Annotated in this window: 21 protein-coding genes and 6 pseudogenes; 16 read left to right on the top strand and 11 right to left on the bottom strand. The window is 40.3% G+C overall.

The features are described 5' to 3' along the window. Positions 1 to 78 precede the first annotated feature (78 nt). Positions 79 to 501 (bottom strand): transposase, encoded by a 423-nt coding sequence (locus MA2_RS09040; RefSeq protein ID WP_079352091.1) that lies wholly within the window; start codon positions 499 to 501, stop codon positions 79 to 81. An 824-nt stretch (positions 502 to 1,325) separates the two neighbouring features. Beyond that, positions 1,326 to 2,459: a Fic family protein gene (locus MA2_RS09045; RefSeq protein ID WP_067059087.1), complete on the bottom strand. Its 1,134-nt coding sequence runs from the start codon at positions 2,457 to 2,459 to the stop codon at positions 1,326 to 1,328. A gap of 140 nt (positions 2,460 to 2,599) precedes the next feature. Between MA2_RS09045 and MA2_RS09050 the strand changes: the two genes are divergently transcribed. Beyond that, positions 2,600 to 3,166, top strand: a complete 567-nt coding sequence (locus MA2_RS09050) for a recombinase family protein (RefSeq protein WP_067059089.1) — start codon at positions 2,600 to 2,602, stop codon at positions 3,164 to 3,166. Positions 3,167 to 3,373: 207 nt separating this feature from the next. On the opposite strand, the pseudogene MA2_RS11620 reads toward MA2_RS09050, so the two are convergent. Further along, positions 3,374 to 3,475, bottom strand: a pseudogene (locus MA2_RS11620) (IS5/IS1182 family transposase); the annotation flags it as partial. A 304-nt stretch (positions 3,476 to 3,779) separates the two neighbouring features. Between MA2_RS11620 and MA2_RS09055 the strand changes: the two are divergent. Continuing rightward, the gene (locus MA2_RS09055; RefSeq protein ID WP_067059090.1) at positions 3,780 to 4,238 is read left to right on the top strand and encodes a hypothetical protein; all 459 of its coding nucleotides are present in this window, start codon (positions 3,780 to 3,782) and stop codon (positions 4,236 to 4,238) included. A gap of 109 nt (positions 4,239 to 4,347) precedes the next feature. Here the strand turns inward: MA2_RS09055 and MA2_RS11150 are convergent, their stop codons facing one another. Then, on the bottom strand, positions 4,348 to 4,713 hold the full coding sequence (locus MA2_RS11150) for a hypothetical protein (RefSeq protein ID WP_115254126.1): 366 nt from the start codon (positions 4,711 to 4,713) through the stop codon (positions 4,348 to 4,350). Positions 4,714 to 5,229: 516 nt separating this feature from the next. On the opposite strand from MA2_RS11150, the gene MA2_RS09060 reads away from it, so the two are divergent. From MA2_RS09060 to MA2_RS09095, 8 genes and pseudogenes are all read left to right on the top strand, one after another. Then, on the top strand, positions 5,230 to 5,457 hold the full coding sequence (locus MA2_RS09060; RefSeq protein WP_062335103.1) for a helix-turn-helix domain-containing protein: 228 nt from the start codon (positions 5,230 to 5,232) through the stop codon (positions 5,455 to 5,457). A 21-nt stretch (positions 5,458 to 5,478) separates the two neighbouring features. Next, entirely contained in the window at positions 5,479 to 7,023 is a 1,545-nt protein-coding gene (locus tag MA2_RS09065; protein ID WP_067059091.1) for a type I restriction-modification system subunit M, read from the top strand. Further along, entirely contained in the window at positions 7,020 to 7,499 is a 480-nt protein-coding gene (locus tag MA2_RS09070; RefSeq protein WP_211269858.1) for a DUF3990 domain-containing protein, read from the top strand. The genes MA2_RS09065 and MA2_RS09070 overlap by 4 nt, the downstream gene beginning before the upstream one ends. Continuing rightward, positions 7,496 to 7,747, top strand: a complete 252-nt coding sequence (locus tag MA2_RS09075; protein WP_067059092.1) for a hypothetical protein — start codon at positions 7,496 to 7,498, stop codon at positions 7,745 to 7,747. The genes MA2_RS09070 and MA2_RS09075 overlap by 4 nt, the downstream gene beginning before the upstream one ends. Continuing rightward, positions 7,744 to 7,947 carry a DUF3791 domain-containing protein gene (locus tag MA2_RS09080; protein WP_062335110.1) on the top strand — a complete coding sequence of 68 codons (204 nt, stop codon included), beginning with the start codon at positions 7,744 to 7,746 and terminating at the stop codon, positions 7,945 to 7,947. Before MA2_RS09075 ends, MA2_RS09080 begins: the two co-directional genes overlap by 4 nt. Further along, positions 7,944 to 8,574, top strand: a pseudogene (locus MA2_RS11235) (restriction endonuclease subunit S); the annotation flags it as partial. The gene MA2_RS09080 and the pseudogene MA2_RS11235, both read left to right, overlap by 4 nt. 111 nt (positions 8,575 to 8,685) lie before the next feature. Next, positions 8,686 to 9,189, top strand: a complete 504-nt coding sequence (locus tag MA2_RS11240) for a restriction endonuclease subunit S (protein WP_067059094.1) — start codon at positions 8,686 to 8,688, stop codon at positions 9,187 to 9,189. 56 nt (positions 9,190 to 9,245) lie between these two features. After that, positions 9,246 to 12,389 carry a type I restriction endonuclease subunit R gene (locus MA2_RS09095; RefSeq protein WP_067059096.1) on the top strand — a complete coding sequence of 1,048 codons (3,144 nt, stop codon included), beginning with the start codon at positions 9,246 to 9,248 and terminating at the stop codon, positions 12,387 to 12,389. A gap of 118 nt (positions 12,390 to 12,507) precedes the next feature. On the opposite strand, the pseudogene MA2_RS10935 reads toward MA2_RS09095, so the two are convergent. The 3 genes and pseudogenes from MA2_RS10935 to MA2_RS11515 form a co-directional block, all read right to left on the bottom strand. After that, a pseudogene (locus MA2_RS10935) lies at positions 12,508 to 12,618 on the bottom strand (transposase domain-containing protein); the annotation flags it as partial. Positions 12,619 to 12,769: 151 nt separating this feature from the next. Next, on the bottom strand, positions 12,770 to 13,924 hold the full coding sequence (locus MA2_RS09100; RefSeq protein ID WP_067059098.1) for a replication initiation protein: 1,155 nt from the start codon (positions 13,922 to 13,924) through the stop codon (positions 12,770 to 12,772). Between the two features lie 295 nt (positions 13,925 to 14,219). Further along, positions 14,220 to 16,004, bottom strand: a pseudogene (locus MA2_RS11515) (type I restriction enzyme endonuclease domain-containing protein); the annotation flags it as partial. A gap of 43 nt (positions 16,005 to 16,047) precedes the next feature. Here MA2_RS11515 and MA2_RS09115 point away from each other — a divergent pair. Both MA2_RS09115 and MA2_RS09120 read left to right on the top strand, forming a co-directional pair. Further along, positions 16,048 to 16,428, top strand: coding sequence for a helix-turn-helix domain-containing protein (locus tag MA2_RS09115; protein ID WP_067059104.1), 381 nt, complete (start codon positions 16,048 to 16,050; stop codon positions 16,426 to 16,428). Positions 16,429 to 16,448: 20 nt separating this feature from the next. Continuing rightward, positions 16,449 to 16,967 (top strand): IS630 family transposase, encoded by a 519-nt coding sequence (locus MA2_RS09120; RefSeq protein WP_067059106.1) that lies wholly within the window; start codon positions 16,449 to 16,451, stop codon positions 16,965 to 16,967. Between the two features lie 14 nt (positions 16,968 to 16,981). Here MA2_RS09120 and MA2_RS11565 read toward each other — a convergent pair. Then, positions 16,982 to 17,125, bottom strand: a pseudogene (locus MA2_RS11565) (DEAD/DEAH box helicase family protein); the annotation flags it as partial. 220 nt (positions 17,126 to 17,345) lie between these two features. Between MA2_RS11565 and MA2_RS09130 the strand changes: the two are divergent. Next, a pseudogene (locus MA2_RS09130) lies at positions 17,346 to 18,571 on the top strand (RNA-guided endonuclease InsQ/TnpB family protein). 13 nt (positions 18,572 to 18,584) lie between these two features. On the opposite strand, the gene MA2_RS09135 reads toward MA2_RS09130, so the two are convergent. The 3 genes from MA2_RS09135 to MA2_RS09145 are packed head-to-tail and all read right to left on the bottom strand — an operon-like array spanning position 18,585 to position 21,375. Next, positions 18,585 to 19,568, bottom strand: coding sequence for a PDDEXK nuclease domain-containing protein (locus MA2_RS09135; RefSeq protein ID WP_067059110.1), 984 nt, complete (start codon positions 19,566 to 19,568; stop codon positions 18,585 to 18,587). 45 nt (positions 19,569 to 19,613) lie between these two features. After that, positions 19,614 to 20,540, bottom strand: coding sequence for a ParB/RepB/Spo0J family partition protein (locus tag MA2_RS09140; RefSeq protein WP_067059112.1), 927 nt, complete (start codon positions 20,538 to 20,540; stop codon positions 19,614 to 19,616). Next, a complete protein-coding gene (locus MA2_RS09145; RefSeq protein ID WP_067059114.1) occupies positions 20,533 to 21,375 on the bottom strand; it encodes a ParA family protein in 843 nt (280 codons plus the stop codon). The genes MA2_RS09140 and MA2_RS09145 overlap by 8 nt, the downstream gene beginning before the upstream one ends. Positions 21,376 to 21,656: 281 nt before the next feature. Between MA2_RS09145 and MA2_RS09155 the strand changes: the two genes are divergently transcribed. The 3 genes from MA2_RS09155 to tnpC form a co-directional block, all read left to right on the top strand. Further along, positions 21,657 to 22,079: a transposase gene (locus MA2_RS09155; RefSeq protein WP_079352072.1), complete on the top strand. Its 423-nt coding sequence runs from the start codon at positions 21,657 to 21,659 to the stop codon at positions 22,077 to 22,079. After that, positions 22,076 to 22,447 carry an IS66 family insertion sequence element accessory protein TnpB gene (tnpB, locus tag MA2_RS09160; protein ID WP_067059120.1) on the top strand — a complete coding sequence of 124 codons (372 nt, stop codon included), beginning with the start codon at positions 22,076 to 22,078 and terminating at the stop codon, positions 22,445 to 22,447. The genes MA2_RS09155 and tnpB overlap by 4 nt, the downstream gene beginning before the upstream one ends. A gap of 84 nt (positions 22,448 to 22,531) precedes the next feature. Further along, the coding region (gene tnpC / locus MA2_RS09165; protein ID WP_156470943.1) for an IS66 family transposase at positions 22,532 to 23,716 on the top strand (1,185 nt) is incomplete at its 3' end.

The raw sequence follows: 23,716 nt of genomic DNA on the forward strand, positions 1-23,716 counted from the left end.
TGAGTAATTTGTTACTGCCACACCGCATGTCCATGGGAGTGGTGGATAGCCAGGTTTGTTGGGGGTTGATAAGTTGATTCATTGTAGCCCCCACAGTAGTTCGATGAGGCTATATTTGTCGATTTGGTCGATGGTGAGTTTTATGGGCTTTGCGTTGTGGCTGTTATTGTGGGTGGGGATTTGTAGTTCTATACCTGTTAGGACTGATGATTCGGCTGTGATGAAATCGGTGATTTGCTCATGGTTTGGTTCTGACGTTACGTTGATAGGGATGAATGTTGAGTGGTTGCTGGTGGCGTTGTTGTCGATGCGTGCGGGTAGTTGATCAGTTTGGGATTGTTTTCCTTTGTGTTCACGTTTCCAGTTGTGTAATAGGTTCTGGTTGATGCCGTTGTCTCTGGCGATACTGGCAATAGACCGTCCTGAGCTTATCGCTTCTTGGACTAGAAATTCTTTGAATTCGTCACTGTAGGTCTTGCGCTTGGGTTTGTTGGTTGCCATGTTAATGTCCATTTACTGAAAATCATGAACATTATCTCGCTTTAGTTTACGGTGAAATAGGTGGGATGGTCGGGGGCTTACAAAACAAACAACTATCTTCCTATTTAACCCTCATTAAAAATTCTCTATCCCCTATCTACTTTGAACAATAGGCTATAATTAGATGATGCATAAATAAATACCGACAAATTTTTATTAGAAGTTTAATGATTATTAAAACTTATCATGATTTATAAATAAATATAAAAAACTGTATAATAGACATTTATTTAGTTATTATAAATAATTGTGAAAATTATTTTATATAAGTTTTTTTTAGCAAGCTTAATTTTAAAATATGCGCAATTTTAGTTGTTTTCAAAATACAATATAAATTATTTATTTTATATATTCGTATAAAAAATAGTTATAAAAATTATTCTCAGTCCTTAAACAAAAACATATGTTATTAATTAAAGATTCCAAAAGCTGAATTTTGCTTGTTTTTACCCTATTTTTATTTAATAATATCGTCTATTATTGATTTCATCAAAAACCCTTAAACAATAACTTGAATTTATAAATTTAAGTTATTAAATCCTATATAATTCATAAAATTTTTTATAATTTAGTTTTTTGAATTGATTTTAAGTTTTAGATTGGTTTTAACAATTTATGGTTTTTTGTCTATAAATTTATCGCTAAAAATTTTGCCGATGGTCTTTTAGTTAGAATTTGCATGAATGGTTTTTATTTCTTTGCAAAATTGGCATATAGCAGAAATTTAGTTTAATTTACGATGTCATCGTAAATTAAACTAAAGATTTTAGTGACTTGTATGCGAGCTAGTTCTCAGGAACAACCAATTCATAATTTTGACTGCGTCCTGAAGCCTGTGATTTTTTAAGAATGCCTTTATCGATTAAGTCATTGATATCTCGCAGCGCGGTATCGGGCGATGTTTTGGTGATGGTTGCCCACTTTTTGGTGGTGAGTTTGCCATAAAAGTCTGTCCACAGTTTGTTAAGCATGAGTACTTGGCGTTCATTAAGTTGGCTGTTTTGATGTTCGTACCAAAATTGGGCTTTTGCCACAATGCGTTCGCTACGAACTAGGGCTTGTTCAAGGGCTTGGCTTAAGGTGGTTAAAAACCAAACCAGCCAATCGGTGAGTGGCGTAAAGCCTTTTTGGGTAGATTCTAAGATGTGATAATAATCGGCTCGTTGATTGAGAATTTGAGCCGACATACTGTAAAAACGCTGGGGACTGTTATCGCTTTTAGCAAGTAGTCGTTCAGTAATGGCACGAGTGATTCTGCCATTGCCATCATCAAACGGGTGTAAGGTGACAAACCATAAGTGGGCAATGCCTGCTTTGATGGTTAAATCAAGATTAGCTTGGTCGATGTTATACCAATTAAGAAACTGAGTCAATTCAAAGGGAAGTCTATCAGCACTGGGGGCTTCAAAATGCACTTTGGTTTTACCATAACCACCCGATACCACTTGCATTGCACCGTCCCTATCATCTCGCAGTTGCCCTGCTCGAATGGCGTATAAGCCACTATAGCCTGTGGGAAATAAGGCTCGATGCCAAGCGAATAGTTCATCGAGGGTGAGTGGTTCATTAAAGTGAAAACTGGCTTTTAACATCATTTCAACAATGGCATCGATTTCTCGAGTAGGGGGAGCAAGATTTTGATAAAGATGCTCAATGCCCAAATGCCGAGCGACTGATGAACGAACTTGGTCATTGTTGAGTATTTCGCCTTCGATTTCGGAGGTTTTAATCACTTCGAGAACCATGGCATCAAGCTGGGCTTCAAGTGGCAAATCAAAGCCTAAGCTGTGCATTTTTCCCAGTAGCTTGCCTTGCAGTAGTCGCACATCGGCAACTAGGGGTAATAATGTCGTTTGGTCAAATTGCCAATCCGTCCAATTATCGTATTGGTGAATGTATTTTTTATCGGTATCTGTCATGCTCAAAACGCTAAATTTAGGATGCGGTCATTATATCGTATATTCTCCGCATATTATGCGGTAAATAATCAATTTTTCTCCTTAAAAGTGAATCAATTATTTCAATAGTCAGCGTTAAACAACCTTATGAGATTAGTTTTATGACCACGCAAAAAGTCGGCTATGCCCGAGTATCAACCAAAGAGCAAGATTTATCACTGCAACTTGATGCATTAAATAAGTTTGATTGCGATAAGATTTTTACTGACAAGGTTAGTAGCGTTAAGCAACGCCAAGGATTACAAGAGGCGTTGGGCTATTTACGTCAAGGTGATAGTTTAGTGGTTTGGAAGTTGGACAGACTATGCCGTTCCTTACCCGACTTAATTAAAATTAGTGAGCAGATTAAGGAAAAAGGGGCTGAGCTGATTAGCATTACCGAAAATATTGATACCAGTACGCCCGCAGGTCGCCTATATTTTAATATTCTAGGGGCATTGGGGCAGATGGAGCGTGAATTGATTCAAGAGCGGGTGAAAGCGGGACTGGCTGCCGCTCGTAAACGGGGCAAGGTCGGTGGTAAACCGAGAGTGAGCCAAGATAAAATTGATTTGGCAAGACGGGAGTTGTCGGAAGGTCGTACTTACCCTGATGTGGCAAAGATTATTGGCATTCATCCGCAAACCTTGTATCGGCTTGTGCCTGTGAAGTCTTTGGATATTGAATAACGGTTATAATTTAGCAGCAGTTTAGAAACGAAAGTAGATATGCTCACAAAATATAAGAAACCTTTGCACGAAACGCTTATCTGACCTAAACTTTTTGCCAAAGCAAACAAAAAGTCAGATAACGTACAAAAAGGCGGTTAAAACACTACAAATTATCGTCTATTGTCAGGATTTTCCAAACAACAGACGTGCTAACCCTATAATGGGTTAAATCAGCCCTCGAATTTTTAACTCAAGAGCGGTTTTTAAATTATGGGCGATACTCGCCAGTATCGTACTGGTATGAAATTGCATCAAGCCTAAATGCCTTACAACGTTATCATTACTGGGGTGTTATCGCTTCATGTTTAAAATTGACGGCAGGATAAATTTTAAAAGGAAGTGATTTAAGGGGGTGTCAAGAGGGGGAAGGATTCCCACTTTTGCTAGCGACAGTGTTATCATTGAGCTTGCGAAAATGGTAACGCTGTCATTGCTGGCTGCTGAAAAATTTTTTGCTTCAATATTGTCTATTTGATTATACGAGCATTGTTTACGTTTGCAAGTGGTTTTTCTTTGACTTTTTACTGAATACTTTTATAATGGTATCATGTAGTAACTATATGAGTTTATTATGAAAAACGAATTAACTAAATCAGAAAATGATTTATTGGAGAGATTGGTTAGGGAATTTGAGGCTAAGGTTGCTAAGTCTAAAAGATTAGCGGATGAGCAACTGTTAATGTTGACACTGACTCAAAAATCTGTATTGTCTGATGCAGATGTTAAAAAATTAAAGTTATTGTTAGAATTTGAACAGTCTAAAATTCGTATTCGGGAGAAAAAGAAACAAGCTAAACAAGTCTTAAAAAATCACGAAAGTGAGAAAAAAGAAATCATCGAAAATCGTTATAAACGCTTTGGACTTGTCACAATCGAGTCGTTAAAAAAATTACCCAATCAAAAAGCCACCATTTCACTGAATGATTTTTTATATCTGATGCTTAGCGATGAGAATTTAAATGAAAAGGATAAAGAGTGGGTTAGTGGTTTTTTACAAAATGATGTGATGAATGGCGATCCTAAAGATTAAGATAGTTTAATGGATGTAGTTGTTACGAGAGAATACAATATGTAAAAAGCGACAGGGTCTATTCTATGTCGCTTTATTTTTTTAGATTTTTAGTTGGGTGTATGATTTTTTAGAAGGGACAGTCATCGTCTTCATTATAATATTGCGCCAATGAAAAACTGCGATTGAATTGCTGTTGAATAAATTGATGGCAGTCATCGCATATCCAGTTAAAGTGTTGTTGTTGATATTGGTAAGTTGGCTCATAGATTTGTCGCATGATGTTGCACTCTCTACAGCGGGTTTGGGTGTCATAGATTTTGAAGTGGCTGACCATTATCCTTAGTAACGGTGCACTGATGTTGTAATACTGACAGATATGTGTGAGGTGATCTAAATGATTGCCGTGAGTTTCTAGTGGGGTTTCAAAGTAGTCACGCACAATGATGGTTTGTTGTTCACCGATGTGATTTTTTGCCAGGTATTTGTAGTCCATATGATTGTCCTTTTTTAGGTTAGGCTTGTGATTTTGGCGATTGTTAAGGGGACTTGTTCTATGCTATTTCTGGCATAAGTTTTAGAAATTTATGTTCAAGCTGTTGGTATTTTTCTTGGTCGTCGTTTACGTCTATTTCGTCTAGTACTTCTGAAATCCATGTTTGAATGGCTTGGGTATTGTTGCAGCGTTTGATGAGTTCTAGAAACAGGTAAAGGTTGTTACCTGGTTGTATCCGCTGTTCTTTGATTAGTTAGCTTGTAAGCTTATTAATTTGCTGTTGGCGGTTTTTTCTTTGGTCAAGCTGGTCATAGAGTTGTTGGATGACGGGGTTTGGGTGCATTTTTGTGCTCCTTGTGGGATATTTTTTGGTAAATTATTCATTCCTATGCGATAATAGGAAATATAAAGAAAATATAATTTTCTTTTGATTTAATTTTGTTTTCTCTACGGGGAAAAAATTAAAACATAAAGAAAACTAAGTCAAGCATTTTTTGTCATTTATTTGGTTTTTCTATGATTAAGTTGAATTTACCTGTGCTTTTTGCCCAACGTGGGCTCCGTGTTGCAGATGCAGAACGTGATTCGGGTGTAAATCGGACAACGCTTTATCGGCTTTTTAATAATGAATCCTCTCGGATTGATTTTGAGACGTTAGATAAGTTGTGCATTTATTTGGATTGCGAGCCCAAAGATGTGTTTATTTTCGAGAAGCCTGTCGCTGAAAGTCAGCCATCAAGTTAATGTTTATTTTTAGGATATATTATGACCGCTATTTTGCAACGTGCAGAGCTGCAACGTCGTATTTGGCAAATTGCTAATGATGTGCGCGGTTCTATCGATGGTTGGGATTTTAAGCAGTATGTGTTAGGGGCGTTATTCTATCGCTTTATCAGTGAGAATTTTGCTAGTTATATCGAAGGGGGTGACGATAGCGTCAATTACACCACATTCCCTGATGACAGTCCTATTTTAGCCAGTATCAAAGATGATGCGATTAAGACCAAAGGCTATTTTATCTATCCCAGTCAGCTTTTTAGCAATGTGGCGAAAAATGCTAACACCAATGACAGTTTAAATACCGATTTAGCCAATATTTTTTCAGCGATTGAAGCGTCTGCTCTAGGCTACCCTTCCGAACCCGACATTAAAGGGTTATTTGGTGATTTTGATACCACCAGTAGCCGTTTGGGCAATACCGTCGCCGATAAAAATAAACGCCTTGCTGCTGTGTTAAAAGGCGTGGAAGATTTAGATTTTGGCAACTTTGAAGACAATCATATTGATTTGTTTGGTGATGCGTACGAGTTTTTGATTTCTAATTATGCCGCCAATGCAGGTAAATCAGGCGGTGAATTTTTTACCCCACAACACGTTTCTAAATTGATTGCCCAACTGGCGTTGCATGGGCAGACAACCGTGAATAAGATTTATGACCCTGCGGCGGGTTCGGGGTCGCTATTATTGCAAGCCAAAAAGCAATTTGATGAGCATATCATCGAAGAAGGGTTTTTTGGGCAAGAAATTAATCATACAACTTACAATCTAGCTCGCATGAATATGTTTTTGCATAATATCAATTACGATAAGTTCAATATCATGCTGGGCGATACCTTGCTTGAGCCCCATTTTGGCGATGATAAGCCGTTTGATGCCATTGTGTCGAATCCCCCCTATTCGGTCAAATGGGTGGGTAGCGATGACCCAACGCTAATTAACGACGAGCGTTTTGCGCCTACTGGTGTACTGGCTCCTAAGTCAAAGGCAGATTTTGCCTTTATTCTGCACGCCTTGGCATATTTATCGAGTAAAGGACGGGCGGCAATTGTGTCCTTCCCTGGTATTTTTTACCGTGGTGGGGCTGAACAGAAAATCCGTCAATATCTGGTCGATAACAATTTTGTCGAAACGGTGATTTCACTTGCTCCCAATTTGTTTTTTGGTACATCGATTGCGGTGAATATTTTGGTTTTATCCAAGCATAAGACCGAGCCTAAAACCCAGTTTATTGACGCCAGTAAGCTGTTTAAAAAAGAAACCAATACCAACACGCTGACCGATGAACACATTGCCCAGATTATCGATGTTTTCGCCAGTAAAGCGGATATTCCGCATTTTGCCAAGTCGGTTGAAAACCGTCAGATTGCCGAAAATGACTACAATTTAGCGGTTAGTAGCTATGTGGAAGCCGAAGACACCCGTGAGGTGATTGATATTCAAGCGTTGAATGCCGAGCTTGCTCAGACGGTTGCCAATATTGATAGGTTACGCAAAGAGATTGATGTGATTGTGGCGGAGATTGAGGCATGATTACGCTTTATCACGGTAGTAATGTCGCTGTCGATATGCCAAAGATTTTACCCAATTTACGAGCCTTAGATTTCGGTTGTGGATTTTATTTGACCAGTAGCTATGCTCAAGCGGAACGCTGGGCAAGACTGATATTTAAAAGACGGCAAGCGGGGCAACCTATTGTCAATATTTATAGTTTCGATGATGAGCTTTCTATCGCCTTAAACGTGTTGCAGTTTAAAGATGCCAATGCCGATTGGTTAGAATTTGTCGTTAATAATCGCAAAGCGTTAAAAGTTTTTGACTATGATATCGTGGTTGGACCTGTTGCCAATGATGCCACGTTACCTGTGATTGATGATTATATGGACGGCAGATATACCCAAGAAGAAGCGGTTCGGCGTTTATTGCCACAGAATTTGACCGACCAATATGCGTTTTGTAGTGAAGTTAGCTTAGGCTATTTGACTTATCAAGGGAGCAAAATCGTATGAACGCTGTATCAGCCCGAACGTTAGATTTTTTTGACCGTCATGTGGTGCAACATATCGTTGAAAAATACGGTTTTGATGAGTTGCAGGCGATTAAGGCGTTTATTAGCTCGCAAACTTATGCGATGTTACAAGACCCAGAGCTTGAGCTATATAAGGTAAGCCCTTTGATTATTTTTGATATGTGGGAAAGTGAGCAAGTGACAGGCAATCCACGCAATTCACTGTATTTACGGGCGGATGAGGTATGAGCAAGGAATACGCATTTTTTATTTATTTGTTAGAGCGTTATGCGGAGTATCGGCAGGTGTCGGCTCAAAAGGTGTTGGCAATGTGGGAATCTTTAGGGATTACGCAGTTTATCGTGGATATGTATGAGTTATACCATATTGAGCGATTGGAAAATGCCTTTGCGGATATTGATCGAATGATGGCGGAGGCAGGGGCGTGAGTGCGATTTTGGATAAGTTGTTAAAAGGGCAAAATGTTGAGTGGCAAACGCTTGGGGATGTTTCGGTTTTATACGGTGGTTTGACTGGAAAAAATAAAGCTGATTTTGAAAACGGTAACGCCAAATATGTAAGTTATAAAAATATTTTTGCAAATTTGGCGGTGGATTTAGAAAATCTTGGTACTGTAAAAGTTAATGACAATGAAAAACAACATTTCATAAAACATGGTGATATTTTATTTACAGGTTCATCAGAAACTCAAGCGGAAGCGGGAATTTCATCAGTTGTTATAGAAAATCCAATTGAAAAAATTTATTTAAACAGTTTTTCATTTGGTTTAAGATTTAATGATGATGTTGAATTAATGCCAGAGTTCACTAAATTTTTATTTCGTGGCGACGTAATGCGTACACAAATTGCACGCACAGCAAGTGGCGTTACTCGTTTCAATATCTCTAAGGAAAGATTTAAAAAAATCCAAGTTCCAATTCCGCCGCTAGACGTTCAAGCCGAGATTGTCCGAATTTTGGACGCATTTACAGCCCTTACAGCCGAGCTTACAGCCGAGCTTAATATGCGCGAGAAACAATATCAATATTATCGTGATAAATTGCTATCGTTTTCAGACGTGAGTATAGAAACAGACAGCAACAGACAGCAACAGACAGCAACAGACAGCATTATGCGAACGACTAGCGAATAATGTCAAGCAAAATCATCAAATAATTTGGAAAAGTTTGGGTGAAGTTTGCGATAAAATTATATCGGGTAAAAACAAGGAACGAAGTGATGATGGCTTATATCCGATTTTTGGCTCTACTGGAATTATTGGAAAAACAAATCTGAAAGTATATGATAGAGAACAGCTTTTAATTGCTCGTGTTGGAGCTAATGCAGGTTTTGTTCATATCGCTAAGGGCTACTATGACGTTTCGGATAACACCTTAATTATTCAACATAAAAAAGATGTTTCGCTAAGATATCTATATTATCTTTTAACCAATATGAATTTAAATCAGTTTTCAAAGGGTGCGGGACAGCCTCTAATTACAGCAGGACAACTGAAAGCCTTAGCAATCCCAGTACCGCACCTTGAGCAACAAAAAAGAATCGTTGAAATTTTGGATAAATTTGAAGCCCTAACCCACTCTATCACCGAAGGCTTACCCAAAGAAATCGCCCTACGCCAACAGCAATACGAATACTACCGTGAGCAACTACTTGATTTTCCTAGAAATTAAATTAGTATACATATAAATACATACACATACCATCAGCCATTTATAAAGATACCACTATGACCACAACTTACAAACCCATCGTCGAAACCAATCACTTCATCGTACTCGACAAATACACCAAAATCGAGCAAACAGGCAACTATCAGACCGAAGCCGACCTAGAAAAGGAACTGATTGAAGACCTTATCAACCAAGGCTATGACTACCGCAAAGACATCACCAACCACACCAAACTATTAGCCAACGCCCGTGAGCAACTGCAAAAACTCAACAATCTCACCTTTAGCGATAGCGAATGGCAACGCTTTTTGACCGACTACCTAGACCGCCCAAGCGATACCATCATCGACAAAACCCGCAAAATCCATGATGACTATATCTACGATTTCACCTTTGATGACGGTCGCCTGCAAAACATCTACCTACTCGACAAAAACAGCATTACTCGCAATTCGCTACAAGTTATCGGACAATTTAGCCAAACAGGCAAACACCACAACCGCTATGACGTAACCATCTTGGTCAATGGCTTGCCATTGGTACAAATCGAACTTAAAAAACGGGGCGTAGCGATTCGTGAAGCCTTTAACCAAGTCCATCGCTACAGCAAAGAAAGCTTTAACAAAGAAGAATCCCTATACAAATATCTACAAATTTTTGTCATCTCAAACGGCACGGATACCCGCTATTTTGCCAATACCACCAAACGGGACAAAAACAGCTTTGACTTTACCATGAACTGGGCAAGGTCGGACAATACGCTCATCAAGGATTTAAAGGACTTTACCGCCACATTCTTTGAGAAAAAAACCTTGCTCAATGTGCTTTTGCACTACAGCGTCTTTGATGTCAGTAATACGTTATTGATAATGCGACCTTATCAGATTGCTGCCACTGAGCGGATTTTATGGAAAATTAACAGCTCATACAACGCCAAAAACTGGAGCAAGGTCGAAAGTGGCGGCTATATCTGGCATACCACAGGCTCAGGCAAGACATTGACCAGTTTTAAGGCGGCACGGCTTGCCACTGCATTGCCGTTTATTGACAAGGTATTTTTTGTGGTTGATAGAAAAGATTTGGATTATCAAACCATGAAAGAATACCGACGCTTTAGTCCCGATAGTGTAAACGGCTCGACCAGCACCGCCAAACTAAAAGAAAACTTAGCAAGCGATGATAATAAAATCGTTGTCACTACCATCCAAAAACTTAACAACCTGATGAAAAGCGAAGATAAATTACCGATTTATGATAAGCAGGTGGTTTTTATTTTTGATGAATGTCATCGTTCGCAGTTTGGTGAAGCCCAAAAAAACCTAAAGCGTAAATTCAAAAAATTTTATCAATTTGGCTTTACAGGCACGCCAATTTTTCCAGAAAATGCGTTGGGCTCAGAAACAACCGCCAGCGTTTTTGGGCGTGAATTGCACTCGTATGTGATTACCGATGCCATTCGGGATGAAAAAGTATTAAAATTCAAAGTTGATTACAACGATGTGCGTCCACAGTTTAAAGCCATAGAAAAAGAAAAAGACCTTGAAAAACTCACCGCTGCCGAAAATAAGCAGGCTTTGCAACACCCAGAACGCATCAAACAAATCGCCCAATATATCCTAAACAACTTCAAACAAAAGACCCATCGCCTAAATGCGTCAAATAAGGGCTTTAACGCCATGTTTGCCGTCAGCAGTGTCGATAGTGCCAAGTTGTATTACGAAGCCTTTAAACAGCTCCAAAATGACTTAGAAGGGGGCTTAGAACGTCCCTTAAAGGTCGCTACTATCTTTTCTTATACAGCGAATGAAGAACAAACGGCAGTGGGGGATATCGTTGATGAAACGTTTGAACCCAGTGCGATGGATGCTACTGCTAAAGAATTTCTTGATTTAGCCATCAGCGACTATAACGCCCAGTTTAAAACCAACTATAGCACCGAAAGCAAATCCTTTGAAAATTACTATAAAGACCTATCCAAACGAGTCAAGGGCAAGGATAGCGACAATAGACCATTACCAGAAGCAGAAAAAATTGATTTGTTAATCGTGGTCGGGATGTTTTTAACAGGGTTTGATGCTCCGACCCTAAACACGTTATTTGTCGATAAAAACTTACGTTATCATGGGCTGATACAAGCCTATTCTCGCACCAATCGCATTTACGATGCCACCAAAACGTTTGGCAATATCGTGACCTTTCGTGACTTAGAGCAGGCGACCATTGACGCTATTACCCTATTTGGCGATAAAAACACCAAAAACGTTGTCCTCGAAAAAAGCTATGACGAATATATGCAAGGCTATACCGATGCAACGACGGGGGAAGCCTGCCGTGGCTACCTTGACATAGTCGCCGAGCTTCAACAGCGTTTTCCAGACCCTGATAATATCGTTACCGAAAAAGACAAAAAAGACTTTGCCAAGCTATTCGGTGAATACCTACGAGCTGATAATATCCTACAAAACTATGACGAATTTGCAGGACTGCAAGCCCTACAAACGCTAGATATAAACGATGCCCAAGCTGTTGAAACGTTTAAACAAACTTACTATCTTACCGATGATGATATTCAGACCATGCAATCTATCGAAATACCATCAGCAAGGCTTATTCAAGATTACCGCTCCAGTTACAACGACATTCGAGATTGGATTCGTCGGCAAAAAGACGCTGATAACCAGAATAAAGCTACTATTGATTGGGATGATGTGGTCTTTGAAGTCGATTTGCTCAAATCTCAGGAAATCAATCTGGACTATATTCTTGAGTTAATCTTTGAACACAACAAAAAAGTTAAAAGCAAAGCCGAATTGGTGGAAGAAATCCGCCGTGTTATCCGAGCCAGTATTGGCAACCGTGCTAAAGAAAGCTTAGTCGTGGACTTCATTAACCAGACGAATTTAGGCATTATCAAAGACAAAGCTAACATCATCGACGAATTTTTTAAATTTGCCCAAGCCGAACAGCAAAAAGAAGCCCAAGCTCTCATTGATGATGAAAATCTTAACGCAGACTCAGCAAAACGCTACATCTTAACATCACTCAAACGTGAATATGCCAGTGAGAATGGTACTGAACTCAATGATATCTTACCCAAAATGAGTCCGTTAAACCCTGAATACCTTACTAAAAAACAGACTGTTTTCCAAAAAATAGCCAATTTTGTGGAAAAATTTAAAGGTGTAGGTGGTAGTCTTTAACTGACTGACTCATTCTAGCTACAATATATAGCTCTAAATGCTCATAGGAACGCTTTAGAGCTATTTTTATGGATAAATGCTACATACATACCTTGATGGTAAGCCCCCGACCATACCCCTATTGAGGTGGTTTCCAGACATGTGGTAACAGCGCATCAATCTGGCTATCAGGATGTGTTGGTAGACGTCTCAGCACATCCGCCAAATACGCATACGGGTCAAGACCTGATATATGCTGAACAAAACGGACAAAATTTTGTCCGTTTTGTTCAGCATATATCACTGACTTTTTGGTTGCTTTGGCAAAAAGTTTAGGTCAGATAAGCGTTTCGTGCAAAGGTTTCTAATAATTATTTGCTTAGGCTAACATGATGGTTGGCTTAATTTTTTTTACGCTCTAGCAATTCCTGAATTTTATGAAATGTATTAACTTGCTTAGGGTCTTTGAGCTTGGCTTTCCAATCTTCAAAAATTTCACGATAATCTCGATGATCATTTGGGCTTATTTTATTTGTGTTGGCATCAATGAATTCTTTATGGTAAACGGCGATTTTTTTGATTTGACCATCGGTTAAGCCTTTAGTTTGCCATGAGGGTTGGGTAGACATTTCCAAGGAAATAGCCTCTCCATGAGACTGGTTTGCGCTAATTTCCGCAGTACTTTTGTCACTGGTATCTTCGAAGCTAAAAACCAATTCGGAAACTTTTCTGCCTGATTTATTTTGGGTATAGGTAATACGATAAGGCGTGTTCTCCTCGACATCTTTAATCGCTTTATCAATCACATAAAGTTTAAAATCGCTGATTTTTTCGTAGTTTTGGGTGCAGTTAAATTTTTCTCTTAAAAATTCAACCGTATAAACTTTTCTTTTATGCTGTTGGTACATACAGCTGGCAATTAGTTCAAACATTAACAATCCATAACAACCTAGGCTTACAATCATATCTCTTTGATATTTGGTATAGGGATTAGCTTTATCAAAAACAGTTAACATCTCCACGACATCATCCATCAGTGTAATTTCAATCTCACCAAGTTTTGGTTTATAAGTGGATTTTCCAATCCAGCTGACTGCAGATTCTAAAGATTCTTTACTGTTATGATTAAAATCCCAAAATACAAACGATTTATCTTGTAGACCTCGACCAATTTTTTTGAGTTCTTGATAGTACGAATTGCTACTAATTTTATATTCATCGATAAAGTCTTTGACCTTAATAACGAATTTTCGCTGATGCGGATTTTTATCAACTGCTTTTCGTACAATGGGTGATAAAAACATCACCAATCGACGTTCATTTAAGTTCAAATTAGTAATGGCATTGAGCAGGCGGTTTTGTAGGACAATCCAACTTTCATCATAGAGTCTATCTACCTTACCATGACTTGACTTTAGTTCAATTGCGGCATTTTCTAACGGTAATAACTCATGCTTTTTTTGCAGATTCTGTAATTCTTGTAACAGCTGCAAAGTTTGTGGGTCAATGCTTGATAATAAGTTTAACGTTTCGGCAATATCAAGGTTTTGCGACATTCTTACCTCCTATATTATTCGATATGACGAAAATATTTTTATTTTTTCGCATAATACCCTATTTCTTTCGTCATTTCACCCTATTTCTTTCGTCATATACCCTATTTCTTTCGTCATTTCACCCTATTTCTTTCGTCATATACCCTATTTCTTTCGTCATATAGAAGATTTATCCACATCGTAAATATTTGAAAATAAATAGAAAATAGCCTATTTTAGAAAAAGGATAAAAAATATAAAAAAGAAAAAATATAAAAAAGAAAAAATATAAAAAAGAAAAAAGGATTTATTTGTTTTAAAGATTTTGTCCATCTTGAATCAGTTCTTCTGCAATAATCTCAGCTTGGTTTAATACTAATTCTGTGGCTAATAGCTCCATATCGGGTGGATAGCCATACCCTCTCAGTAGTCTTTTAACGATTGTACGAATTCTAGCTCTAGCTGGTTCTTTGATCATCCAATCAACAGTCACGTTATGACGAATAGTTGACGTTAGTACAATCGCCAGTTCCCGAAGTTTATCTTTACCCATCAGCTCTTTGGCACTTTCATTCTCTGCTACCGCGGAGTAAAAGGCGTATTCATAGTCAGTAAGTTTGAGCTCATCAGCTAATTGGTCAAATTGTTTGATTTCTTTTGCTAGTTTGATAAGCTCTTCGATAACTTCTGCAGCGGTTAGTATTTTGTTTTGATAACCCTTGATGGCGGTATTGAGCATTTCCATGAGTTTTTTTGCCTTGGGTGACGCTGTGTTGCTCTCTGATGCGTATCTCGTCATTGAGTAATTTTTTTAGGGTTTCAAGCGCTATGTTTTTGTGTTCGTAATCTCGCATTTCATCCACAAACTCATCCGATAAAATAGAAATATCTGGTTTTTGGATTCCTGCCACATCAAAAATATCCACGACCTGTTCACTCACTAGGGCTTGATCAATGGTTTGCTTTATTCGTGTTTCTAGCTCGGTGTTAGAAATGGGGTTCGGATGGGATGTGTTTTTATCAAATTTTACCAGACGTGCTTTAACGGCTTAAAAATACGCTACAAGGGCTGCGTTTTCCACGGCAGTAGGTGAGGTACTGCCAAGGCAAAAGATTGACTCAGCGAGCTCACAGCGCGAATAAAACGGGGTTTTCTTTCCCCTTGGTCGATTCCCAAGATGAAGTCTTCAGATTCGAGGATAATTTTGAGTTTTTGGGCGGTATCGGCAGTAAAGTATCGGTGGTAATCATAGCCGTGCATGATGCCATCAAGCACTTGGATTTTTTCTTGCATTAACGCAATGGCCTCGTCTTGAACTAAGACGGGTTCACCTCGACCCCCTGCCTCAGAATAAAAGCTTAACGCTTCTTTGAGGTCGGCTGCGATGCCTAAGTAGTCGACAGCCAAACCGCCTGCTTTGTCTTTATACACTCGATTAACACAAGCAATCGCTTGCATCAAGTTATGCCCTTTCATGGACTTGTCAATGTATAGCGTATGCATACTGGGCGCATCGAAGCCTGTGAGCCACATGTCCCGTACGATGACTAGTTTTAGCTTGTCGTCATTGTCTTTCATACGATTGGCTAAGATTTGGCGGTCTTGTTTGGTAGTGTGGTGTTTAGCTAGTGCTGCGCCATCAGCGGCGGATGAAGTCATAATCACCTTGATCACGCCATCGCGTAAGTCGTCACTGTGCCAATCAAGACGTAAGGCGATTATTTGTTGGTATTGGTATAGATCTACTGCTATCTGCCGAGACATGGCGACAATCATGCCTTTGTCTTGGTTGGCATTGGCAATCAGGCGTTGTTCAAAGTGCTGGACGATATCAGCAGCCACGGTTTTTATTCGGTCGGGATTGCCGATGATAGCTTCTGCCTTGGGCATTTTGCGCGTGCTTGTTGGGTGGCGGTTTGATAGCGTGTCGTAAACGTTACTGCCGTCTTCGGGCTGGAATTTTTGGATGGTGGTAAAGATGACTCCACCAGAATTGACTTTGAGTAGTTCTTTAAGCTCTGCTCTATTTTCGGCTTGTTTTGGTGTTTGTCGTAATAACTGCACAGATGCCGAGAATGTGGCAAATAGCTGGTCATCTATAGTTAAAACTGTAATATAATAAGCATTTTAAACCAATACCACCATGCCCAAAATATACAACCAAGACTTACGAGACAGAGCCATCAACCACTGGCAAAAGACAGGCAACAAAAGCCAAACAGCCAGGCTGTTTGAAATCAACCGCAACACCCTTAATGACTGGATAAAGCTCTATCAAGAACAAGGGAATACCAAGCCAAAACCCTTTGCACCTGTTGGCGTAAAACACATTATCACTGACCTAATCGCCTTTGAGGACTACGTTAACGCTCAGCAATTCGACACCGCAAAACAGCTTAGAGAACAGTACTTAAAAGACCATCCTGATATCGATATTTCCTATAACGCCTTTTTACAAACCTTACGTCGAATCAAATGGAGTTTTAAAAAAAGACCCCGCTCTTTAAGCAAGCCGATTTACTAAAGCAAATTGGGTTTAAATTAATGCTAGGTTTATTGCTATTAACCTTGAGCATTACCGCTGACAACATCCTATTTATGGATGAAACAGGATTTTATCAAAGGCAATACTACACCCACAGTTGGTCGCCTATTGGCAAACCTTGTTATGCCAAAATCGATGCCAATAAGGGTAAACGCTTAAACTTAATGGGAGCTATGCGATTAAATGAGTTTAAACTCATCGCGCCTATTACCTTTGAAGGTGGTTGTAACCGTGTGATAGTTGAAAACTGGCTACACACATTAGCACAATCTTTGCCAAAGGATAAAAATGGGCATTATCCAAAACGTGTATTGGTGTTGGATAATGCTAGATTTCATCATGGTGGCGATTTAAAGCAAATTGCCGAACTTTATAATATTGAACTGATGTACTTACCGCCTTACTCACCTGAACTTAATCCAATTGAGCAGTTGTGGGCAGTCATCAAGCAAAAGGTTCGTTTAACGCTAAGCAATTTTGATACGCTTAAGGAATGTGTTGAAAGTTGCTTGGTATAATTCGGTTTTGACTATAGGTCGTTACGGTCGGTCAGTATGACAACTGTTGGATTATTCATTGCCAAAACGATTTTGCCTGTATAGAACACCATAGATAGCGATTTACCCGAGCCTTGGGTATGCCAAATGACCCCTGCCTTTTTGTTTCCAACGGTATTTTTAATATTTTCTTTAGAATTTATTAGGTTTAATGGTGGGTTTATGGGTGATTTTTCTTGCCATTCATTCTTAATGCTATTGTCGTTAGCGGCTCGAATGGTGGAAAGTACTGCTTTATCCTCCATTGCCGTAAAACCACCGACTTTAGGCGGTGGATATAAGGCAACTCCGAAACCATGCTTACACACAGAAACGTATTAAATATGTTAAACTAACCCTATGAAAACCCTCAAGCTACGCATAAAAGACAAACACACAGCAAAGCTTAACCGTCTAAGCGGTTTGGTCAATTTTGTGTGGAACTATGTGAATGACTTGAGTTTTAAATACCTACAACGTACTGGTAAATTCTTTAGTGCCTATGACCTAAACGAATACACCAAAGGTAGCGGTGAATTGCTAGGCTTACATTCTCAAACCATACAAGCCATTAATGAAACCCACGCTAAATCGCGACGCCAATTCAAAAAGGCTAAATTGTCATGGCGAACCAACAACCCAAACTCAAAGCGTAAAAGCCTAGGTTGGATTCCATTTAAGCAATCCGCAATCAAATTACTGGCTACTCATCAGACGGGTAAAAAAGGCTTAAAATCAACCCTACAGCTTAGTTTAGCCAAAGGGCAAAAGCTCATCATCGACCTATGGGATAGCTACAATCTTAGCCTATATCAAATAAACACCTGCGAAATCGTCCAAGACAGCCGTAACCGCTGGTATGCCTGTATCACCGTCAAAGAATACCCTAAAACACCCTGCGGAACAGGTAGTGTCGGCATAGACTTAGGCTTAAAAGACAGTGCCACCGCCTCAAACGGTGACAAACTCACCATCAAACAGACGCTAAAATATGCTAAAGACTTAGCCATTGCTCAACGTGCCAAAAACAAACAACGTGTCAAAGCGATTCATGCCAAAATCAAGAACACACGCCAAGACCTTATCCACAAATTCACCACAGGGCTAGTTAAAAACAATGCCTTAATCGTGGTCGGTGATATTAAAACCACCCAATTTAGCTGTAAAAAAGACAAACTAGCCAAAAGCGTATATGACGCAGGTTGGTTTGAACTCAAACGGCAACTGACCTACAAGTGCGAGCACGCAGGTTGCCGTTTTGAAATCGTAAATGAGAAATACACGACCTGAGGACGGCACTAGCGAAGCACTGCTTCGCCCGTCCGCAAGACAAGGGCTATGCCCGCCGTGACTTGTTCGTGTTGCGGTCAAATCGACAGCAACAGTCCGAAAGGTAGCGCAGGTTTGCGAATAAGAGATGAGAACGGATAAGCAAAGCACTGCTTTGCCCGTTCGCAAGACAAGAGCTATGCTCGCAGTAGACTTGTGCTAAGTGTGGCACATGGCATGATAGAGATATTAACGCCAGTAAGAACATTCTTGCGGTCGGGCTTGACCGTCTAGCAGTAGGAATCCCCTCACTTTAGGGAGGGGAGGAAGTCAATTGTCTAATTCTAACTCGTTCAGCATTTTTTCTAATTGATAGACTGCAACGCCAATCGGCTGAGGGTTTTGATTGAGCGCATACTCAACCACGACTTCGTTACGACTTTTACAAAGTAATAAGCCTATCGTTGGTGTATCATGTTCGGTTTTGAGCTGTCTATCGATTGCAGTCACATAAAAATTGAGTTGCCCGATATGTTCAGGTCTAAAATCGCCTGTTTTCAATTCGATGACAATATAACAGCGAAGTTGCAGATGATAGAAAAGCAAATCGATATAAAAGTCATCACCGCCAACTTCAATATGCCGCTGTTTGCCAACAAACGCAAAACCTGTCCCTAACTCGAGTAAAAAAGCCATAATATGCTCGGTTAAAGCGGTTTCTAATTCTCGCTCATGATAGGTTTCGCCTAGGCTAAGAAAGTCAAAAATATAAGGATCTTTGAAGGTTTGGGTCGCCAAATCTGAATGTATCTTTTGCAATGTTTGCGAAAAATTATTGACCGCCTGTCCTGTGCGTTCTAGCAAACCACTTTCTATTTGATGGACTAAGACATTGCGTGACCAACCATGTTCAATGGCTTTTTGGGCGTACCACAGTCTTGTTTCATTGTCAGAAAATTTATCCAACAACACAAGATTATGACCCCAAGGTAATAGTGCAACAGCCTGCTGCACTATTTGCTTATCTTGCCATGCTTCGGCAAACTTACGCATATATTTTAGGTTGCGCGTGGAAAAGCCTTTGATTTCTGGGAATTCAGCAGATAGGTCTTTGGATAGTCTGTCGATGACTTTGGCACCCCAGCCTTGTTGGTTTTGACGTTGTAGGATATCTTGCCCGATTTGCCAATATAACAGCACCAGTTCTTGATTGACTGCAAGTATGGCTCGTTGTTGCGATGAGCGAATCTGCGTTTTGAGCTGATTAAGCCAGTCTTGGTAGTCCTGTTCGTTGGTGTGTTCGGTTAAAGACATTGATAACTTTCTCTTATTTTGAAAGTGTGGCAATTTGCCACAGAATTATTCAGACAAGTTTTTTGTCATCAAGTTTTCAATAAATTGCTCAATTTCTTGGCGTTGGTCAGGATCCAATGCTTTTGCATCGATTTCTACCACATATTTTTTGCCTTTGTGATGAAATTTGCCAATGGCTTTGCCGTCTGACAAAATCGGCTTGATATCAGATGGTACAAATGGGGGGGTATAAATTTCGGATTCACGTTCTTTCAAAGATTGAGCCCGAATAAATTCTGCAATTTTACCTTGATCCAGCTTGCCCAGTGCTAGCAATTCCCAAACTTGATTTAGAATCAAATCTGCTTGTTGGTCAGAAAACTTGAATTGATTTAATGTCTGTTTGATATCATAGGCCGCCGACCGTGACAATAATTTTGGATTGGTAGCTACTTTATCCAAAAACGATTTTGGCAAATCATCAAACGCCAAATAACGGTACATCTCTTTACGATCAAGTCCAACAGCTTCCGCTAAACGGGATCTATTGGCAAAATGTTTTTCGATATTGCGTAATGCTTTACCAATTTCATAATCGCACAAGTCTTCACGGCTAGCATTTTCTGCCAATGCTAAAATCGCCATTTCACTGTCATCAGCTTGCGATATAATCGCATCAATATGGCTTTTGCCTAAATGCTCATATGCTTTATATCGGCGTTCCCCTGCAATCAGTTCATAATCGCCCAAATCAGTTTCTCTAACGGTAACGGGTTGTAGTAGTCCCATTTCTTTAATCGATTCGGCAAGCTTAGCAATTTCTGCCGCATCAAATACCGTTCTTGGCTGATACGGATTGGGCTTGATTTTATTCATTGGTAAACACTTTAACTCATTGCCGATATCCAAATAGGTCGATTGATGGGCATTGGCATGACGGGCGTTGTTATCGGCAAGCTTTTGCGCCAATAAAGCCTTGATATCTTTACTCATTGTCTGCTCCTTCAATTTCTGCTATATCCACATCGCTGTTGTCGGTTTTTAGCCCAAATTCTTGAGCCACCCAAACCGCGAGTTTGCGAAATTCACGGGCGATTTTTGATGAACGGTCAATTTTTTGAATACTGGTCTGAGCCATTGCCGCTTGATTAATTTTGGTACTGGTGGGGATTTTGATGGGAATGAGTTTACCGATTTGCTCTTTGGCAGAGCTTTCTATCAGCTTACATACTGTTTGGCGGTCATCGTGACGAATAAGCAAAGCACCAAGTAAGTTGAGATTGGGATTGATACGATGGATTTTTTGCAAATGACGCAATAGATCGGTCACCCCGTACATACCATACTGTGAGCCCGATTCAATCGGAATGATTAAATCGGTAGCGGCAGCAAGGGCGTTACTGGTTAATAGTTTAAGGCTGGGCGGACAATCGATTAAGATAACGTCATATAGTTCAATAAGTGGCGAGATTTTATCTCGCAGTTCTTCAGATGGACGGGGCGCATCTTCTTTGAGTTTATCTTCAGTCAAACCCAATGCCAATGAACCATATATCAAAGACACGCCTTCAAGATGAGTGTCCTCGTGGATCGCTAAAGGCAGCTTTTCTGTATCCGATAGTAGCAATTCTGCGATGGTTACACTGACTTCACTTGGGTGATCTTTGCCAATATGCAGACTAGCATTGGCTTGTGGGTCAAGATCAATAACCAACACAGAAGAGCCGAGTCTAGCTAGTTCTGCTGCTAAATTGACCACAGTGGTGGTTTTGCCACAGCCGCCTTTGTGATTGGCAATGGCGATAATTTTGGTATTATTTGCTGTCATTGTGTGTACGATATCATTTGAAAACGTGTACGATAGTATAGATGACTACCCAATAAATAGCGATAATTTTTGCATAAAAAAAGTGTGGCAATTTGCCACACTTTTGCTGATAGTAGAAAAACTATATAAGGCTAGCTTGATTTTTTTAATGCCGATATTGAACAGACGGATTCTACTAAGCAAAGTTTGAGAACTGTATCGTAAGCCCCCGACCATCCCACCTATTTCACCGTAAACTAAAGCGAGATAATGTTCATGATTTTCAGTAAATGGACATTAACATGGCAACCAACAAACCCAAGCGCAAGACCTACAGTGACGAATTCAAAGAATTTCTAGTCCAAGAAGCGATAAGCTCAGGACGGTCTATTGCCAGTATCGCCAGAGACAACGGCATCAACCAGAACCTATTACACAACTGGAAACAAGGACAAAAAGCCAAAAAAGCCCAAACCGACCAACTACCCGCACTTATTGACAATGACGCTTACCGCAACACACCAACATTCATTCCTGTCAGTGTACAGCCAGAACCAAACCATGAGCAAATCACCGATTTCATCACAGCCGAATCATCAGTCCTAACAGGTATAGAACTACAAATTCCCACCCACAATAACAGCCACAACGCAAAGCCCATAAAACTCACCATCGACCAAATCGACAATCACAGCCTACTCGAACTACTACGGGGGCTACAATGAACCCCCTTATCAACTCCCAACAAATATGGCTATCCACCGCACCCATGGACATGCGAAGTGGCAGCAACAAGTTACTCGCCTTTATCCTACAGCACCACCCAGGCATCCGCCCACACTGTGCCTACCTATTTTACAACAAAACAGGCACCCGGCTAAAAATACTCATTCATGATGGACTGGGCATTTGGCTATGCACCCGAACACTGGATGATAGCAAATTTCACGGACTGGGCGAACGCCTCATGCGACATCACAGCCCATCCGACTCAACCACAGGACTCACCATCAGCCACGAGCAATTCAACGCCCTTGTCAGCGGACTGCCTTGGCACAACCTAAGCAAAGACATACTCACGCCGCTGACCTAAGCTGACTTTATCATAAACTCGCTAAATTTTAACTATCACCGCCCGTTAGCTGACAATGCAGGGCGGTTATGGCAAACTACTGCCATGACCGCAAACCTACCATCCGACTCTACTGCCCCAAGCTACGCTGAGCTATTAGCCCAAAACGCTCAGCTTCAACAAGAAACACAGCAACTGCAACAACAAATTAAAAAGCAAAGTCGGCAATACCAACAGTTGCAACAACAGCTAGAACAACGATACCAACAGCAAGCAGCGCAACTCAAACAACAATACGACAAACAAATCGATGCGCAAAGGCAGCAATACGAAGCCGAACTTGCTCGCATCAACCAAGCACTCATTGACGCCATTGCCAAACAGCAACGTCTTATTCATCGTCTATTTGGGCAAAAAAGCGAAGGCTTAACCCCCAAACAAACCCACTTAAACCAAGAAACCGCCCTAGAAGACCTGGCATCGCTTGAACAAGCCCATGACAACTTCTTAGCCAATCTTAGTGATGACGAGCGAGCCAAACTGGTTGCTAACAAGCCGATTGATGCTCAAACGCTTACTACTCAAGAACTTGAAGAAAAGTCGGATAACCAATTAGGTACATCATCAGAAAAGCCAACCAAACCCAAACGACAAAGACGCATCGTTATCCCTGATAACCTCGACATTCACACCATCATCCACGAACCACCGTCAACCACCTGTGAATGTGGCTGTCAAATGACGCAAATTGGTCAAGATGTTCAAGACAAACTTGGCTTTGTACCAAAGCAGTTTTACCGTGAGCGTCATGTTTATCCCAAATACACCTGTCGTAACGCTGCGTGTAACCGTGAGCGGTTGGTTCAAGCCAAAACCGATGCCCAAATCATCGATAAAAGCATTGCCACGTCTGAGCTACTGGCTCATGTGCTTATCAGTAAATACGCTGACCATTTGCCCCTGTATCGCCAAAGCCTGATTTATCAGCGTAGCGGGGTGTATTTATCCGATTCAACCTTAGCCGATTGGGTCGGACGCTGTGGCGTACAGCTTGGGTTTTTAGTCAAGCGTTTGCATAAAATAATGCTAACCCAGCCAATTGTGCATGCCGATGAAACCCCAGTCAAAGTATTAAATGGCTATGGCATGAAAGATGCTAAAGGCAAGTTAAAGCAAGGCTATGTGTGGGCGTATGTAACACCACAACACAGCCCAATCAAAGCGGTGGTGTATGACTTTGCCCAAGGTCGGGGTAGTGAGTATCCCAATGCTTTTTTAAAGGGCTTTAAG

Source organism: Moraxella atlantae NBRC 14588 (assembly GCF_001591265.1).
GTDB lineage: Bacteria > Pseudomonadota > Gammaproteobacteria > Pseudomonadales > Moraxellaceae > Faucicola > Faucicola atlantae.